The following is a 16528-nucleotide window of genomic DNA, read 5'->3' as shown; positions in this document are numbered from 1 at the left end:
TGCGACGGGGCGCGGGCCCCTGGCTCTGGTGCGTATTCGGGGTGTGTGCGTGTTGTTTCGGTGGTTGGGGGGGGGGGGGGGGGCGCCGGGGCCGGGGCCCCGCACGCCGGGTGTCAGCGGGTTCCTCCGTCCGGCTCGGCGGTGTCGCGCAGGTCCCGGCGGATCCCCTCCAGGACCGCGGCCTGCTGGTCGTGCAGGAAGAAGTGGCCGCCCGGCAGGATGCGGCTGCGGAACCGATGCCGCGCGTACCGCTGCCACGCCAGGACGGCGGCCGGCTCCACGGCCCGGTCGGCGGCGCCCCCGAACGCGCTGATCCTCGGTAGGAGCCGGGCAGGTGCGGTGTGCTGGTGGCTCGCCACCAGCTCCAGGTCCGCGCGCAGCAGCGGCAGGTAGAGCTCCGCGAAGCCCGGGGTGTCGAGGAGCTGGGACGGGGTTCCGCCCAGTCGGCGGATCTGGTCGGCGAACTCGCCCTCGGGCAGCAGGTGCATGTCCGGCCGGATCCGGCGCAGGTGCGGGGCGCAGGCGGCGGAGACGAACAGGGTGCGCGGCGGCGCGGCCCCGTTCGCGACGAGGGCGCCGGCGAGCTCGTAGGCGAGCGTCGCGCCCATGCTGTGCCCGAACAGCGCGTATTCGCCGTCCGCGTAGGGCGCGAGCGCCTGCGCGAGGTCCGCCACCAGGTCGGGCATCCGCACCGCCGGGACCTCGCCGTGCCGTTCCTCGCGGCCGGGGAGCTGGATCGGCACCGGCTGGAATCCCTCGGCCGGCAGGCGGGTCCAGCTCCGGAACATCCTGGCCCCGCCTCCGGCGTAGGGCAGGCAGAACAGCGGGAGCCCCTGGCCGGGCCGTGGCGGGCCGTAGGGGAACCACCGGGCGGCCCGGGCGGTGGGCGCGGTGTCGACGAGCACGGGGGGACCTCCTCTGTCGGTATCGGTGTCGGTAGCGGTGGCGGTCACGCGCGGCGGGCGGCGCGGCGGCGCTGTGCCGCCTCGCGGGAGGCCCAGCCGGAGCGCTCCCGGACGCGGTCGCGGCCGCCGTCCACGTGCTCGGCCCCCTCGTCGAGGAAGGCCGCCAGCGCGCGGACCGTGGAGTACTGGAACAGTGCCACCGCCGGGACCTCGCGCTGCGTCAGTTCCGTGAGGCGGCCGTGGACCTGGAGGACGGTCAGCGAGGTGCCGCCGAGGTCGAAGAAGTTGGCGTCGTCGCCGAAGCCCGACACCCCCAGGACCTCCTCCCAGAGCCGGCGCAGGGCCGCCGCGCTCCCCGATCCGGCGGGGCCGGCCGGCCGGTCGTGCCCGCCGTCGGCGCGCGGCTGTTCCGCCTCCGCCACGGCGAGCGCCCGTACGGCGGCGAGATCTGCCTTGCCGTTCGCGGTGACCGGCAGCGCGGGCAGGAGCAGGACGGTCTCGGGGACGAGCGGTCCGGGCAGCACCGCCCGGACCCGGGCGCGCACGGACGCGGCGGTGACCTCGCCCGCCACGCGCTCCTCCGGGACGACGGCCGCGACCAGCCGGACGGCGCCCTGCACGGTGGCCGCGGTGGCGAGGGCGTGGGCGACGCCCTGCAGCCCGCGCAGGCAGGCTTCCAGCTGGCGCGGGTCCACCCGGTTGCCGCGCACCTTCACCTGGGCGTCGGTCCGGCCCTCCACCTGGACGGTGCCGTCCGCCCGGAGCCGGCCGAAGTCCCCCGTGCGCACCAGCCTGGCCCCCGGCTCCCCCCACGGGTCGGGCAGGTAGCGGGCGGCGGTCGTCCCGGGGTCGTGCAGGTACCCGAGCGTGGGCAGGGTGCAGCGCACCCAGATCTCGGCCCGCTCGCCCGGTGCGGCCCAGCTGCCGTCGGGCCGGCGTAGCACCAGCTCGGACGCCGCCCCCGCGGCCCCGACCGGGACGGTGCCGTCGACGGCCGGCACCTCGCCGATCTCGTGTGCCGTGGCCGCCTGCGGGGTCTCGGTGACACCGTAGAAGTTGACGGTGCGGGCCCGCGGCGCGAGCCGGCGCACCGCGGCGACCGTGGACCAGGGCAGCGCGTCTCCGGCGAAGCAGACCAGCCGCACCGCGTCGAGGGTGTCGGCGGTGTCCCGGGCGGCGGCGACCAGCAGTTGGGCGGTGACCGGGGTCAGGTGGAGGACCGTCACCCGCTCGGTGCGCAGCCAGCCGAGCAGGGCGTGCGGTTCGGCGCGGACCTCGGCCGGGGGGATGTGCAGGCCTGCGCCGAGCCACAGCGGGGTCCACAGGTCCCGCCAGGCGGGGTCGTGCCCGTAGCCGGAGAGCAGGCAGAACCGGTCCTCGGCGGTCAGGCCGTAGCGCCGGGCGTACCAGTCGAGGAAGGCCGTCACGGGCGGCTCGGCCCCGATCACCGGGCGGGGCCGGGCGGTGGTGCCGGAGGTGAAGGAGACGTAGGCGGGCTGCGCGCCGTGGTCGGGCAGCCGCGCGTCGGTTCCGGTCCACGGCGTGGACTCCACCGTCAGCTCGCCCGGCCGGCCCGGTACCGGTGCGACCACGGCGACCGGCCGGACCTGCTCCTGCTGGGCCGCGCGCCACTGCGGCGGGTGGGCGGGGTCGAGGACGACCACGGCGGCCCCGGTGCGCCGCACCGCGAGCAGTGCGACGGGGAAGCCGGTGTCCGGGGCGCCGTGGACGGCGACCGCGGTGTGCGGGCCGGCGCCGTGCGCGCGCAGGACCTCCGCGAGTTCCTCTGCCCCGGCGACCAGGGTGCGGTAGTCGAGGCTGCCGTCGGGCCCGTGCACGGCGGGCCGCTCGGGGGTCCGCCCGGCGTGGTCCGCGATCCGCGCGGCCAGCGGGGCGGCCGCCGCCGGTGCCCCGGCGCGGCGTACGGCGGGCAGGGCCCCCGGGTCGGCGAGCGGCGCCGCCGGGTCGGTGGCGATCCGTTCGAGCAGGTCCAGGATGTGGCGGTGGATCAGCTCGCCGTCGGCGCCGTCGAGGCGGTCCTGGTCGTGGACGAGTTCGACCGTGACGTCCCGGCCCTGGTCGGCGACGTACAGGCCGAGGTCGAACAGGACGCCGGGCAGCGGTGCCGGGAGCGGCTCGACCTCGACGCCGGGCAGGTCGAGTCGCTGCTCCTGGTAGTTGAGGACGTTGAACCAGGCCTGGAACAGCGGGTTGCCGCCCGGGTCGCGCGGGCCGCCGAGGGCGGCCACCACCTCGTCGAAGGACGCCTGCTGGTGGGCGGTGGCGCGGGCGAGTTCACCGGCGGCGGCGCGCAGCGCGGCCCGCCCGGAGGCGAGTCCGGCGAGTTCCATCCGCAGCACGACGGTCTGGTTGAAGAAGCCGACGGCGTCGGCCAGATCCGGGTGGTCACGGCCCGCGAGCGGGGTGCCGATCAGCAGGTCGTCGGTGCCGGTCCAGCGGGAGAGGGTGACCGCGTAGGCGGCGAGCGCGAGGGCGGCGGGGGTGACGCGCTCGTGGCGGGCGGCCGCGCGCAGCCGTTCGCTGAGTTCCGGCGGCAGGGTGCGGCTGTGCCTCAGCGCGGTTCCGCGCGGCGGCTCCGGTGTGCCGCGCCAGGGCAGGTCCAGGGTGGTGGGTGCGTCGGCGAGCCGGGTGCGCCAGTGGTCGAGCGCCTCCTCGTGCCGTGCCCCGCCCGCCTGCCGCTCGGCCCAGGCGGCGATGTCGCCGTACTGTGCGGCGGGCGGGGGCGGCGGCAGGGCCCGGCCGGTCCGGGCCCGGTAGCAGTCGCCGAGGTCGCGCAGCAGGATTTCGAGGGACCAGCCGTCGGCGACCAGGTGGTGCAGGGAGAGCAGCAGCCAGTGGTCGTCGTCGGCCCCGCGGGCCAGCCCGGCGAGGTACGCCGGGCCGTCGGCGATGTCCAGCTCGCGGGCGGCGAGCTCGTCGGCCCAGGCGTGCGCGGCCTCCGGGCGGTCGGACGGCAGGACGGTGACGGTCAGTCCGGTCTCCGCGCGCGGGGCGATGTGCTGGACGGGGACGCCGTTCTCGGCGCGGATGGTGGTGCGCAGCGCCTGGTGGCGGTCGACGACGTCGCGGAAGGCGGCGTCGAGCGCGGCCGGGTCGAGGGGGCCGCGTAGACGGCGCAGGGCGAGGACGTTGTAGCCGGGGCCGAGCGGGCGCAGCCGGTCCAGCAGCCACAGGCGGCGCTGTCCGGGGTGGAGCGGGGCGCGGGCCGGGTCCGGGCGCAGGCCGGTGGGTATGCCGGTCTCGCCCGGGGCGGTGGGTACGGCGCCGGCGGCGGCCTCGGTCAGCGCGCGGAGGGTGGGGCGGGCCGCGAAGACGTCGTAGCGCAGATCCACGCCGAGTTCGGCCCGGACGGAGGCGAGCAGGCGGGCGACGGCCAGGGAGCTGGCGCCGAGGGCGAAGGCGTCGGCGTCCGGGTCGTCGGCCGGGCCGACGGTGCGGCACCACAGGCCGGTGAGGGTGTCCGCGTCAGGCGGGGCGGCCGGGTGTTCGGCCGCGGCCGGCCTGGGCAGTGCGGCGCGGTCGAGCTTGCCGTTCGGGGTGAGCGGCAGCTCCGGGAGGACGAACCACCGGCCGGGCACCATGTAGTCGGGCAGCAGCGGGGCGACCGCCGCCCGGGCCTCCTCGGCGTCCGGGGCGACGGTGCCGGGCCTGGGTACGAGGTAGGCGACCAGTTCCTCCGAGCCGTTGGGCAGCACGGCGGCCTGGGCGACCGGGAGCCTGTCCAGCAGTGCCGCGGTGACCTCGCCGAGTTCGATCCGGAATCCGCGGATCTTCACCTGGTGGTCGATCCGGCCGAGGTAGTCGATCACGCCGTCCGCGTCCATGGCCGCCAGGTCGCCGGTGCGGTAGCGGCGGCTGCCGGGCGGGCCAGCGGGGTCGGGGACGAACATGTCGGCCGTCAGCTCGGGGCGGTTGACGTAGCCGTCGGCGAGCCCCCGGCCGCCGAGGTGCAGTTCGCCGGGGACGCCCGGCGGGACGGTGTCGCCGTGCTCGTCCAGGACGACGGCGGTGACCCGGTCGAGGACGGTGCCGATGGACACCTTCCCGTACGGCTGCTGCTCGGGGCAGGTCCAGGCGGTGGCGTAGACGGTCGCCTCGGAGGGGCCGTAGAGGTTGAGCAGTCGTGTGTCGAGCACCCGCCGGGCGGCCGCGACCAGGTGCTCGGGCAGCGCCTCGCCCGCGACCATGAGGTAGCGCAGGGGCGGCAGTGCGGCGGTGGCGGGTTCGAGCAGGAACACCTCCAGCATGGAGGGCACGAAGTGCAGGACGGAGACGCGGTGTTCGCGGACGGCCTCGGCGAGCCTCGCGGGGTCGCGGTGGGCGCCGCTCTCCAGTACGACCAGTGCCGCGCCGCAGGCCAGCGGCCAGAAGATCTCGCCGACCGACACGTCGAAGCTGTACGAGGTCTTCTGGAGCACCCGGTCGCCGGTGTCCAGCGGGGTGTGCTCGCGCAGCCAGCGGACCCGGTCGACGATGGCGCGGTGGCCGACCGTCAGTCCCTTCGGGCGCCCGGTGGATCCGGAGGTGAAGATCGCGTAGGCGGCGTCCTCCGGGACGAGGGCGGGCAGCGGGGCGAGCGGTCCCGGCGCGTCCAGCTGTCCGGGGGTCAGCACGGCGGCGTCCGGCGGCAGCACGCCCGAGGCGTGCAGCCGCTGCCGGTCGACGGGTGCGGCCAGCACCGTGCGCACGTCCGCGTCGGCGAGCATGCGGCGCAGCCGGTCGGCCGGGTGGTCGGGCTCGACCGCGACGTACGCGCCGCCGGCCTTCAGCACGGCGAGCAGGCAGGCGAGCAGGTCGACGCCGCGCGGCAGGCAGAGGGCGACGATGTCGCCGGGGCGGACGCCGTCGGCCACGAGCCGGGCCGCGCGGTGGTCGGCGAGGGCATCCAACTCGGCGTAGCTGAGGGTGCGTTCGCCGCACTCGGGGCGGGCCGGGATCAGTGCGGGAGCGTTCGGGGTGCGCCGGGCCTGCTCGGCCACCAGGCCGTGCAGGGTGGCGGACTCCGAACGGGGTTCCCGGGGCACCCGGGGCACGGTGTACTCGGCGGCGGCGCTCTCGGGGGCGGTCCGCGGCGGCGGGACGGTCGCGGTGCTCAACTCTCCTGCTCTCCTTCGTTGCGGGCGGCCTCGGGGAGGCGCCGGTCGACCGCGACCACGCGCAGCTCGCTGACGTACCGCTGTCCGTGCTCGTCGCGCAGCCAGCAGTCGTCGCCGTCGGGCAGCATCTCGGACACCGTGATCCGGGTGTCCGGCCCGTACTGCTCGGCGGTGCGGCGTACGGTGCGCGCCAGCAACTGGACCAGCAGCGGGCTCCGGGTGTCGATGTAGGTGGGCTTCTCCTCGACCGGCGCGACCAGGAAGAACCGGCGCGGGACGCCGTGTTCGGTGAGCCAGCGGACGGTCTCCAGGTACTCGGTGGCCTCGTCGGCCTTGGCCGGCACGAGGAGCTCCCCGGCGGCGGGCCGCCAGGTCTCCCGCGCCAGGACCAGGCGGTCCACGGTGACCCGGGGGGTGTGGTCCCGGGTCGGCAGGATGCCGAAGCGGGTGACGGTGACCATGGAGATCAGCTCGCCCAGCACCTCGATCAGGTCGGCGCGGAACGGGCCGGTGCGGGCGGTCACCACCAGCCGGCCGTCCTCGCGGTGCACCTGGAGGCCTGCGGCGGGCAGCACCTCGCCCGGCGCTCCCCCGCTGTCCTGGCCGGGCGACCAGTACGTGTACTCGGGCAGCAGCATGGTGAGCGGCGGGTAGGTGCGTGAGCCGACCGCCCGCCAGCTCTTCGGGAGCATCGGCACGATCCGCGGCAGCACCCCGTCGGCCCGCACCATGTCCCACAGGGACGCCGGGTCCGGGTGCTGCTCGACGAAGAGCCTGCCCTCCAGGGTGTTGAGCGCGGTGTGCAGCTCGCCGAGCACCACCAGGGTCTCACCGGGTCGGACCGAGGCCGCGTCGGGCGCGGCGATCAGCAGGTCCGGGCTGTGGTAGCGGGCGGCGGTCCATCCGGGGGCGTCGCACCCGAACTCCTCGGCCACGGCGTCGGCCAGGTCGGCGGAGGACAGGTTCCGGCGGGATCCCTCGGCGGGGTGTCCGAGCACCCGGTCCCAGCGGGCGCGCAGCTCGCCGGCCAGCTCGTCGGTGGGCTTGGCACCGTCGCCGACCAGGCGGGGGCCGAGCAGGAAGGTGAGGGTGGAGAGCGGGATCCGGGGGCTGCCCGCGTCACGGACCGCCTGGTCGTAGAGCGTGTCCAGTTCGGCCCGGTAGCCGTCGGCCACCGCCGCGGTGAACCAGCGTGCCGAGCGCAGCACCTGGTCCAGTGCGGGCCCGATGTCGGCCAGCAGGTCGCCGCCGAGGCGGGCCGTGGCGGCCCGCCTGGCGTCCTCGAAGAGGAGGGTGCGTCCGGCGCCGGTCTCCCCCGCCCGGCGCGAGGCCACCTGGCCGGTGCGCTCGGTGAAGTCCCGGGCCAGGTCGGTGAGGGCGCCCAGTACGGCGGCGGGGTCGCCGCCGGCGGCCGCCACCCGGCCGCGCAGCCGCTCGACCTCGCCGAGTTCGGCGAGCGCCGTGTCCCGGGCCGGCCCGGCGGGCATGCGGGCCAGCATCTCGCGCAGCCCCGACGCCGGGTCGCGCCCGAACGGCACGTCGAGGTCCCAGGTGACGACGCCCTGCCGCACCAGGCGCTCCAGGGCCGCGTACACGTCCTGCTCGGTGGTGAGGCCCGGTGCGCCGAGCCACGTCAGCTCCTCGGCGATCTCGCGCGCCGAGGCGCGGCCGTCGCAGGCCCGCAGCACGGCGGCCTGCGCGGGCGGCAGCTCCAGGGCCCTGCGGTAGGGCCGCAGCACGGTGTCGCCGTCGACGTGGACGCTGGGGTTGCGGCGCGGCGGCACGTGCGGCCGCAGGCCGTGGCGCTCCGTCAGCACCTCGCCGAGCAGGTCGATGCCCCAGCTCTCCCAGTAGACGGTGCGCTCCGCGAGCAGTCCGCGACCCGGATCGACCGCGAGCGGCACCCGGTCCTCGCTCAGCTCGGCCCAGCCGACCGGGCCGAAGAAGCCGATGGTGTCGTTCTTGGTGCAGTAGCGCTGCAGGTAGCCGACGACGGTCTTCTCGCGCTGCCGCCAGCGGCTGTTGCGGCCGCCCGGGTCGGCGGCACGGCAGAAGGACTCCAGGGCGTCGCCCGCGAAGCGCGGGTTCTGCCAGGCGACGGCCTCGCGGACCAACGGCCTGCGGGCGAACTCCTGGACGGCGGTGGCCTGGCGCAGCACCGCCTCGGCGAAGCCGGCACGGTAGGCCGCGTCCCGCTGCTGCTGCTCCTGGCGGGCTGCGGCGCGCTCGGCCTTGCCCGCCCGGCCGGGTGCGGGCTGGGGGGCGGCCGAGGCCTCGGCGGCGGCGGCGAGGTGGTCGAGGGTTCGCTGCCAGAGCGCGTCGTCGGCGAGTGCGTCGATCCAGTCGACCGGCATGCCGGCCCCGCGCAGCGAGCAGGTCCGCCAGAGTGCGAACTCGCCTCCGGCGAGCGCCAGCTGGTGGCCGGCCAGAGCGGCGGGGGCCGCTTCGCGAAGGAGTGCCGCGGCGCTCATCGGGCCACCTTCATCTCGTCGACGAGCACGGCGAGTTCGGTGACGGTCGGGTGGTCGAACAGGGCCGAGATCGGCAGCTCCACGCCCAGCTCGCCGCGCACCCGCGACGCCAACTGCACCGCCACCAGGCTGTCACCACCCGCATCGAAGAAGTCCTCGTCCTCCCGGACCTCCCCACCCAGCACCTCACGCCACAGCACCAACAACTCGTCCCGCGTCGGCGACACCGCCACGACCGGCTCGGCCACAACAGCCGCGGCAGCCGGCACGACACCGCGCAGACCGTCGACCACCACCGCCAACTCGGCCACCGTCGGATGGTCGAACAGCGCCGAGATCGGCAACTCCACCCCCAACTCGCCACGCACCCGCGACGCCAACTGCACCGCCACCAGGCTGTCACCACCCGCATCGAAGAAGTCCTCGTCCTCCCGGACCTCCCCACCCAGCACCTCACGCCACAGCACCAACAACTCGTCCCGCGTCGGCGACACCGCCACGACGGGCGCGACCGGTGCAACCGGGGTCGGGGCGGCCTGGACAGCCGGGGCGGCGGCGGTGCGGCGGTTGGCGGCGATCGCGGTGGCGGTCACCGAGCGGGCCCTGGCCAGCTTGCGGGACAGGCCCTCGGTGGTGACCACGACCTGCGGGCCGAGGTCGGTGCCGAGCAGCGCGCGGAACAGGCGGGCGCCGTGTTCGGTGGTCAGCGCGTTCTCGATGCGCGGCGTCGGCGCGGATACCGGTGCGGGCACCGGTGCGGCAGCGGGGGCGGGCGTCGCGGCGGGAGCGGCGGCGGCCGCCTGTGCGGTGGCGCTGCGGACCAGCCCGGCGTCGACGACCCGCATGCCGAAGCCCTCGATCTCCACCCGTACCCCGCCGTCCGGGTCGATCAGGGTGATGTCGCGGACGAGCATCCGCGGTCCGTCGCCCGGTGCGGTGCGCACGTGGGCGTAGAAGTGCTCCGGCAGCGGCGCGTGCACCAGGACGCGGCGGTAGCAGAACGGCAGTGCCCGGGTGTCGCCGGTGCGGACGGCGAACGCGGTGCCGCCGTCGAGCAGGGCCGGGTGCAGCCCGAATTCGGCGAGGTCGGCGGTGTGCCCGGCCGGCAGCCGGACCTCCACCAGCGATTCGCCCTCGCCCTCGTGGACGGCGACGACGTTGCGCCACCGCGGTCCGCCGGAGACGAGTCCCTCGCTGGCGTCGTACGCCGGGGTCTCCACCCGCTGCGGGCAGCGGGCCAGCAGCTCCGACGGCCCGACCCGGCCGGGCGCCGCGGCATCGGTCCGGATCCGGGCGGTGCCGGTGGCGTGGCTGCGGACTGTGCCGTCGGCGCCGGGGGTGGTGACCGCGAAGCGCCAGGACGGTCCGTCCGGTGTCAGGGCGACCCGCAGGGTCTGGGTGCCGGCGACCACGACGGGCGTGGTGAACATCAGGTCGGCGATCTCGACCGGGCCGGTGGCGTCGGCCGGTGCGGCGGCCAGGGCCGCCGCGCGGGCGATCTCGACGTACGCGGTGCCGGGCAGCACGGCGGCGCCGCCGATCCGGTGCTCGTCGAGCGGCCAGTGCCGCTCGTCCAGCAGTGCCTCGAACTCGACGGTGCCGTCGGCGGCGGTGGTCCGGCGGTGCAGGAAGGGGTGCGGCGCGGCGGCCTCGGCCCGGCCGCTCTGCAGGGCCCGGAAGGCGCCGGAGGCGGAGCCGCTGTTGTCGACCGCCATGCCGACCTCGGCCCAGGACGGCCAGTTGATCGACAGTGTGCGGGCGCGCCGCGAGCGCTGGTGGGCGAAGGCGTCGAGGAAGGCGTTGGCGGCGGCGTAGTCGGACAGGCCGAACTCTCCGGTGACCGCCGCCACGGAGGAGAACAGCACCATGAAGTCCAGGTCGGGGCAGAGCTCGTCGAGCAGCAGGGTGCCGGTGACCTTGGGGTCGAGGACCCGGCGGGCGGTGTCCGGGTCCTTCAGGGCCAGCATGCCGCCGCCGGCGACGCCCGCGGAGTGCACGACGCCGAGGACCGGGCCGAGTTCGGACGTCACCCGCTCCAGCGCCGCGGTCATCGAGGCGCGGTCGGCGACGTCGGCGGCGAGTGGCAGCACCGTGTTGCCGGCCTTCTCCAGCTCCTCGATCGTGCGCAGCGCGTCGCGGACGCCGTTGCCGGTGGCGGGGTCGGCGATGAGCCGGCTCCACTCCTCGCGCGGCGGGAGGCCGCGCCGGCCGAGCAGGGCGAGGCGGACGGGGGCGACGGAGGCCAGCTCGCGCGCGGCGACCAGGCCGAGCGCGCCGAGGCCGCCGGTGACCAGGTAGGTGCCGTTCGGGCGGACCATGGCGGCGAACCCGTCGTCCTCGGGTTCGGTCACCGCGACCGGGGCCGGGACCCAGCGGCGGCTGCCGCGCAGCACGAGGTGCTCCGCACCGTCGCCGTCGGCCAGTTCGGCGAGCAGTGCGGCCGTCTCGGCCGGACTGCCCGGGGCGGGGGCGTCGACGACCCGGGTGCGCAGCGTCTCGGACTCCTTGGCGGCCGCCGACAGCAGGCCGACGGCCGTGGCGCGGGCGGGCACCAGGGGGTCGGTGCCGGAGACGTCCCAGATGCCGCTGCTCGCGGCGGTGAGCCGGACCTGGCGGCCGGGGCACACGTCGGCGACCGCGCGGACCAGGTGGATCAGCGGGGTGAGGCCGGTCCGCAGCCACCGGTCGGCGGCCTGCAGAGCCGACGAGCCGGGCGGGTCGGACGGGTCGGCGAACCAGCAGCCGACGATCTCCAGCGGCCGTCCGTCGCCGTCGACGGCCTCGCGCAGCAGCGTGCGCAGGGCGGCGGGGTCGACCGGGTCGGTCAGCACCGCGCTGGTGACCCGGGCTCCCGCCTGGGTGAGCTGCCGTGCCAGGGCGGGGGCGGTCTCGTGGCCGTCGGAGAGGATCAGCCAGCTGCGGTCGGCGGGGGTGCCGGTGTGGCGCGGTGCGGGCGCGAGCAGCCGCCAGCCGGGGACGGTCAGCCGGTCGTCGACGGACGGGGCCTCGGCCGGCGCGGTGGCGGCGGGCACGGGCGCGGCGAGGGGCGCGGGCACCGGGGTCGGCGCCGGGTCCGGGGCGATCCAGTAGGACCGGTGCTGGAAGGGGTACTCGGGCAGCGGTACGACGCGGGCCCGGCCGCCGGTGACGGCCGCGTCCACGGCGTGCCGGTCGACGGACGCGCCCAGCTCCCAGAGCCGTCCGACCGCCGCGAGGAGGGTGCGGGTGGTGTCCTGCTCCTGGCCGCGGCGCGGGGCGAGCGGCACGGCCGCGCGGCGGGGGCTGCGCAGTTCGGGCAGCCGGCGCAGCTGGGCGGTCAGGCTCTGGCCGGGGCCGGCCTCGGCGAGCAGCAGTGCCTCGTCGGCGAGCAGCGCCTGCACGCCGTCGTGGAAGCGGACGGTGCCGCGGAGCTGCTCGGCCCAGTACTCCGGGTCGGTGGCCTGGCGGTCCGTCATCCAGGTGCCGGTGACGTTGGAGAGCAGGCGGACGGTGGGGGCCTTGCGCGGGGTGTCGGCGACGGCGGCGGCCAGCGCGGCGGCGGCCGGTGCGACCAGGCGGGAGTGGAACGCGTGCGAGGTGCGCAGCCGGGTGCAGCGGTGTCCCTGGGCGGTCAGCCGGGTCTCGACGCGGTCGATCGCGTCGGCGGTGCCGGCCAGCACGCTGGCGTTCGCGCCGTTGACGACGGCCAGCTCCACCTCGTCGAGCCAGGGTCCGAGCCGGTCGGGCGCCAGCGGTACGGCCAGCATCGCGCCGGGGTCGGTGGCCTGGACGAGCCGGCCGCGGGCGGCCACCAGGCGCAGCGCGTCGTCCGGCTCGAACACCCCGGCCAGGGTCGCGGCGACGAGTTCGCCGACGCTGTGGCCGAGCAGTGCGGCCGGTCGCACGCCGAAGGACTCCAGCAGCTTGGCGATCGCCCATTCGACGGCGAACAGTGCGGGCTGGGCCGCCTCGGTGCGGCGCAGGTCCTGCTCGGCCGCCTGGTCGTCCGGGTCGGCGTCGAGCAGCAGGTGGTGCAGGTCCGCGTCGACCTCGCCGCGCAGCACGCCGAGGCAGTGGTCGAGTGCGGCGCGGAACTCGGGCTGGGTGCGGTGCAGTTCGCGGGCCATGCCCGGGTACTGGGCGCCCTGGCCGGGGAACAGCAGGGCGACCGGGCGCTCGGAGCGGACGGGTTCGGTGCCGCCCGCGGTGTCGGCCGCCGTGAGGAGCGCGGCGACCGCGTCGTCGGGGTCGGCGGCGACCACGGCGCGCCGGTGCGGCAGGGCGCGGCGGCCGGTGGTGACGGTGTGCGCGACGTCGGTCAGCGCGTCGCCCGAGGTGCTGAGGTGGGCGGCGAGCCGGTCCGCGCTCTGGCCGAGCGCGGCGGGGGTGCGGGCGGAGAGGGTGAGCAGCACCGGGCCGTCCTCCGGCCGGGGCACGGTCCTGGGGGCTGCCTGTTCCAGGATGAGGTGGGCGTTGGTGCCGCCGATGCCGAAGGAGCTGACCGCGGCGCGGCGCGGGTGCGCCGCTTCGGGCCAGGGCAGTGTCTCGCCGGTGACGCGGAAGGGGGTGGCGGCGAAGTCGATGCGCGGGTTGGGGCTGCGGAAGTGCGCGGTGCCCGGGATCACGCCGCGTTCGACCGCGTACACCGCCTTGATCAGTCCGGCGATGCCGGCGGCCGGGCCGAGGTGGCCGATGTTGGACTTGACCGAACTCAGGGTGCAGTACTGGGACTTGTCGGTGTAGCGGCGGAAGGCGCGGGTGAGTGCCTCGACCTCGATGGGGTCGCCGAGCTGGGTGGCGGTGCCGTGGCCCTCGACGTAGCCGATGGTCTCCGGGTCCACCCCGGACATGGCCAGTGCCTCGGCGACGGTGGTCAGCTGGCCCTCGACGCTGGGTGCGGTGAACCCGGCCTTGCGGTCGCCGTCGTTGCCGATGGCCGAGCCGCGCAGCACGGCGAGGATGTGGTCGCCGTCCGTCTCGGCGTCCTCCAGGCGCTTGAGCACGACGGCGCCGACGCCGCTGCCGAAGGTCGTGCCGCCCGCGTCGGCGTCGTAGGACCGGCACAGGCCGTCCGGGGAGTAGATGCTGCCGGGCACCCACCGGTAGCCGGTGGCGTAGGGCATCTCGACCTCGACGCCGCCGGCGATGGCGATGTCGCACTCGCCGGCGGCGATGGCCTGGCAGGCGAGGTGGACGGCGACCAGCGAGGTGGAGCAGGCGGTGGCCACGGTCATGGCCGGGCCGTCCAGGCCGAGCTTGTAGGAGACGATGGTGGAGATGTAGTCGTTGTGGTTGGTGGTCTGGATGCCGACCTCGCCGTAGGTGCGGACGGCGTCCGCGTTCCGGCGCACGTTGAGGTCGGCGTAGCGGTTGGTGGCGCCGCCCGCGTAGACGCCGATCCGGTGGCGGGCGTTGCCCGGGTCGACGCCGGCGCGTTCCAGGGCGGCGTACGCGGTCTCCAGGAAGAGGCGCTGCTGCGGGTCGCGGGCCTGGGCCTCGCGCTCGCTCATGCCGAACAGCGGTGCGTCGAACTCGGTCATGCCGGGCACGAGCGGCGCGGCCTTGACGTAGGCGGGGTCGGCGACGTCCTCGGGGGCGGCGCCGGCGGCGAGCAGCTGGTCGTCCGTCAGCGCGGTGACGCAGTCCTTGACGGCGAGCAGGTTGGCCCAGTACTCGTCGGCGTTGGTGGCGCCGGGGAAGCGCCCGGCGAGACCGATGACGGCGATGCCGTCCTGTGCGCGGTCGTGCATCGATGTCTCCTTGGCGTTGCGGGATTCGGTGGTCTCGGCGGGTGCGGGGCGCGGTGATCCGGTCATCGCGTGTCCTCCTGCCGGACGTGGCCGCGGCCGGGCACGGCCACGGTCCGGACGCCCTTGCTGGCGGTGGCCGCGAGGGCGAGCAGGACCATGAGGGCGGACAGCCACAGCACGGTGGCGCGCCCGGACAGGTGGCTGAGCATCAGGCCGCCGGCGAGCGAGCCGAGCGGGAGGGCGCCGAAGGCGACCAGGGTCACGGCGGAGGTGGTGCGGCCCTGGATCTCGTCGGGGGTGATCGTCAGGCGGTAGACCTCGACGGCGACGTTCCACACCGGTCCGACGAAGGCCAGGCCCGCGACCGTCGCGCCGATCACCAGCGGGCTGCGGGTCAGCCCCACGAGCGGGACGAGCAGCGCCCAGATCCAGTTGGCGCCGATCACGACGACGGCGAGCGGCAGCCTCCGCCGGAACCAGGTGGCGCAGAAGGAGCCGGCGGCGCCGCCGACACCGGCGGCGGCGAGCACGTACCCGATCGCGGTGTCGGAGGCGTGGGCCTGGTGCAGCAGCACGATGACGGCCAGGAAGAGGGCCTGGAAGAGCAGGTTGCTGCCGGCCACGAGCAGTGAGGCGATCCGGACGAAGGGCTGGCTCAGCACCCAGCGGACGCCTTCCTTGATCTCCGCCGCCGCGCTCTGCCGGGCCTCGGCGGGCCGTTCGGTGCGTGCGGTCTGGAAGGGGCGGCGCACCAGCAGCAGGGCGGCGAGCGAGACCAGGTAGCTGGCGGCGTCCGCGAGGAACGGGAGGCTGCGCGTCACGCCGAGGAGCAGGCCGCCCAGCGGCTTGCCGACGACCATCGCGGCGCGGTCGCGTGCCTCGCTGCGGGCGAAGGCGCGGTCCAGGTCCTCGCGGCGGACCACGTTGCGGATCGCCGCCTGGCCGGCGATGCCGGCCAGCACGGTGAACGCGCCCTCGATCAGGCAGACGGTGAGGACGTGCCAGAGCCAGAAGTGGCCCAGCAGCAGGGCGGCTCCGACGCTTCCGAGGCAGAGCGCGCGGACGGCGTCGCAGAGGATCAGCAGCTTCTTGCGGTCGAACCGGTCCACCAGGACGCCCGCGTGCAGCGGCAGGGCGAGGTTGGGCAGGGTGTTGGCGAAGCCGACCAGGCCGGCCTTGGTGGGCGAGCCGGTGGCGGCCAGGACGAGCAGCGGGTAGGCGAGGCTGGTGATGCTGCTGCCCAGGGCGGAGACCGCGGAGCCGGTCCACACCATGCGGTAGTCGCGGTTGCGGCCGAGCGGCGGGGGCGGGGCGGGCAGGTCCTCGGCGGGCCGGGTGACGGCGGGGGCACTCATGCGTCCCCACCTCCGCCGAGGCTCCACTCCAGGGCGGCCATGGCGCCGAAGAGCTTGTTGTGGGCCTGCGGGAAGGCGATCGACCGCGGGCCGTCCAGGACCTCGGCGGTGACCTCCTCGCCGCGGTGGGCGGGGAGGTCGTGCATGAAGACGGTGGCTCCGGTGGCGGCCAGCACCGCGGCGTCGACGCGGAACGGCTCGAAGCCGGTGCGCCAGTCGGGGTCGGCCTTGCTGGAGCCGGTGGTCTGCCAGCGCGCCGTGTGGACCGCGTCGAGCCGCTCGGGCAGGTCGGCCATGTCGTGGCGTTCCAGTACCTCGCCGCCGTTGCGCTTGGCGTGCGCCTGGGACTCGGCCAGGATGTCCGGGTCGACGCCGTAGCCGGGCGGGGTGCGCAGCTCCAGCCGCACGCCGGGGAACCGGCTCGCGCTCAGCGCCAGGGCGGTGGCGGTGCTGTTGCCCTCGCCCGCGTAGAGCACGCGCAGGCCGTCCATCCGGCCGAACCGGCGGGCCATCATGGTGCAGTCGGCCAGGCCCTGGGTGGGGTGCTCGGTCTCGCTCATGGCGTTGATCACGCCCATGCCGGGGTGCGCGGCGAGGACGCGCAGTTCCCGGTCGCTGCCGGCGGTGCGGGCCACCAGGCAGTCGAGCATTCCGGACAGCACGAGGGCGGTGTCCTCCGGGGTCTCGCCGGTGTTCTCCTGGAGGTCGGCCGGGCCGTAGGCGATGGTCTTCGCGCCGAGGCGCAGCGCGGCGGCGGAGAAGGAGGTCCGGGTGCGGGTGGAGGTCTTGCGGAAGTAGATGCCGACGATGGCGTCGGCGACGGCCGGGTCGGCCGCGCGGCCCTCGGCGAAGTCGACGCCGCGGCGGACCAGGTGGCGCACCTGGTCGTCGGTCAGGTCGCGCAGCGACAGCAGGTCGCGGCGCTCGGGCCGGGAGGGGGTCGGGGCCATC

The 16528-nt window shown here is 76.1% G+C and carries 6 protein-coding genes; all 6 read right to left on the bottom strand.

Annotation, left to right across the window (positions count from 1 at the left end; genetic code table 11):
- Positions 1 to 113: 113 nt before the first annotated feature.
- The 6 genes from AB0P35_RS26790 to AB0P35_RS26765 are packed head-to-tail and all read right to left on the bottom strand — an operon-like array spanning position 114 to position 16527.
- Positions 114 to 905 carry an alpha/beta fold hydrolase gene (locus AB0P35_RS26790; RefSeq protein WP_363515355.1) on the bottom strand — a complete coding sequence of 264 codons (792 nt, stop codon included), beginning with the start codon at positions 903 to 905 and terminating at the stop codon, positions 114 to 116.
- Between the two features lie 44 nt (positions 906 to 949).
- Positions 950 to 6022, bottom strand: a complete 5073-nt coding sequence (locus AB0P35_RS26785; RefSeq protein WP_363515352.1) for an amino acid adenylation domain-containing protein — start codon at positions 6020 to 6022, stop codon at positions 950 to 952.
- Positions 6019 to 8493: a lantibiotic dehydratase gene (locus AB0P35_RS26780; RefSeq protein WP_363515349.1), complete on the bottom strand. Its 2475-nt coding sequence runs from the start codon at positions 8491 to 8493 to the stop codon at positions 6019 to 6021. Before AB0P35_RS26780 ends, AB0P35_RS26785 begins: the two co-directional genes overlap by 4 nt.
- The gene (locus tag AB0P35_RS26775) at positions 8490 to 14288 is read right to left on the bottom strand and encodes a type I polyketide synthase (protein ID WP_363515346.1); all 5799 of its coding nucleotides are present in this window, start codon (positions 14286 to 14288) and stop codon (positions 8490 to 8492) included. The genes AB0P35_RS26780 and AB0P35_RS26775 overlap by 4 nt, the downstream gene beginning before the upstream one ends.
- Positions 14285 to 15577, bottom strand: a complete 1293-nt coding sequence (locus AB0P35_RS26770) for an MFS transporter (protein ID WP_363515343.1) — start codon at positions 15575 to 15577, stop codon at positions 14285 to 14287. The genes AB0P35_RS26775 and AB0P35_RS26770 overlap by 4 nt, the downstream gene beginning before the upstream one ends.
- Positions 15574 to 16527 (bottom strand): ornithine carbamoyltransferase, encoded by a 954-nt coding sequence (locus tag AB0P35_RS26765; protein ID WP_363515340.1) that lies wholly within the window; start codon positions 16525 to 16527, stop codon positions 15574 to 15576. Before AB0P35_RS26765 ends, AB0P35_RS26770 begins: the two co-directional genes overlap by 4 nt.
- Position 16528: the final 1 nt, after the last annotated feature.

It is taken from the genome of Kitasatospora sp. NPDC085879 (genome assembly GCF_040686255.1).
Classification (GTDB): Bacteria; Actinomycetota; Actinomycetes; order Streptomycetales; family Streptomycetaceae; genus Kitasatospora.
This window is presented reverse-complemented; position numbering and strand designations above follow the sequence as displayed.

What these genes read in the sequence shown, in the direction of transcription:
- AB0P35_RS26770 (WP_363515343.1), bottom strand. Translation starts at nt 15,577, where the DNA reads ATGAGTGCCCCCGCCGTCACCCGGCCCGCCGAGGACCTGCCCGCCCCG.
- AB0P35_RS26780 (WP_363515349.1), bottom strand. Translation starts at nt 8,493, where the DNA reads ATGAGCGCCGCGGCACTCCTTCGCGAAGCGGCCCCCGCCGCTCTGGCC.
- AB0P35_RS26775 (WP_363515346.1), bottom strand. Translation starts at nt 14,288, where the DNA reads ATGACCGGATCACCGCGCCCCGCACCCGCCGAGACCACCGAATCCCGC.
- AB0P35_RS26765 (WP_363515340.1), bottom strand. Translation starts at nt 16,527, where the DNA reads ATGGCCCCGACCCCCTCCCGGCCCGAGCGCCGCGACCTGCTGTCGCTG.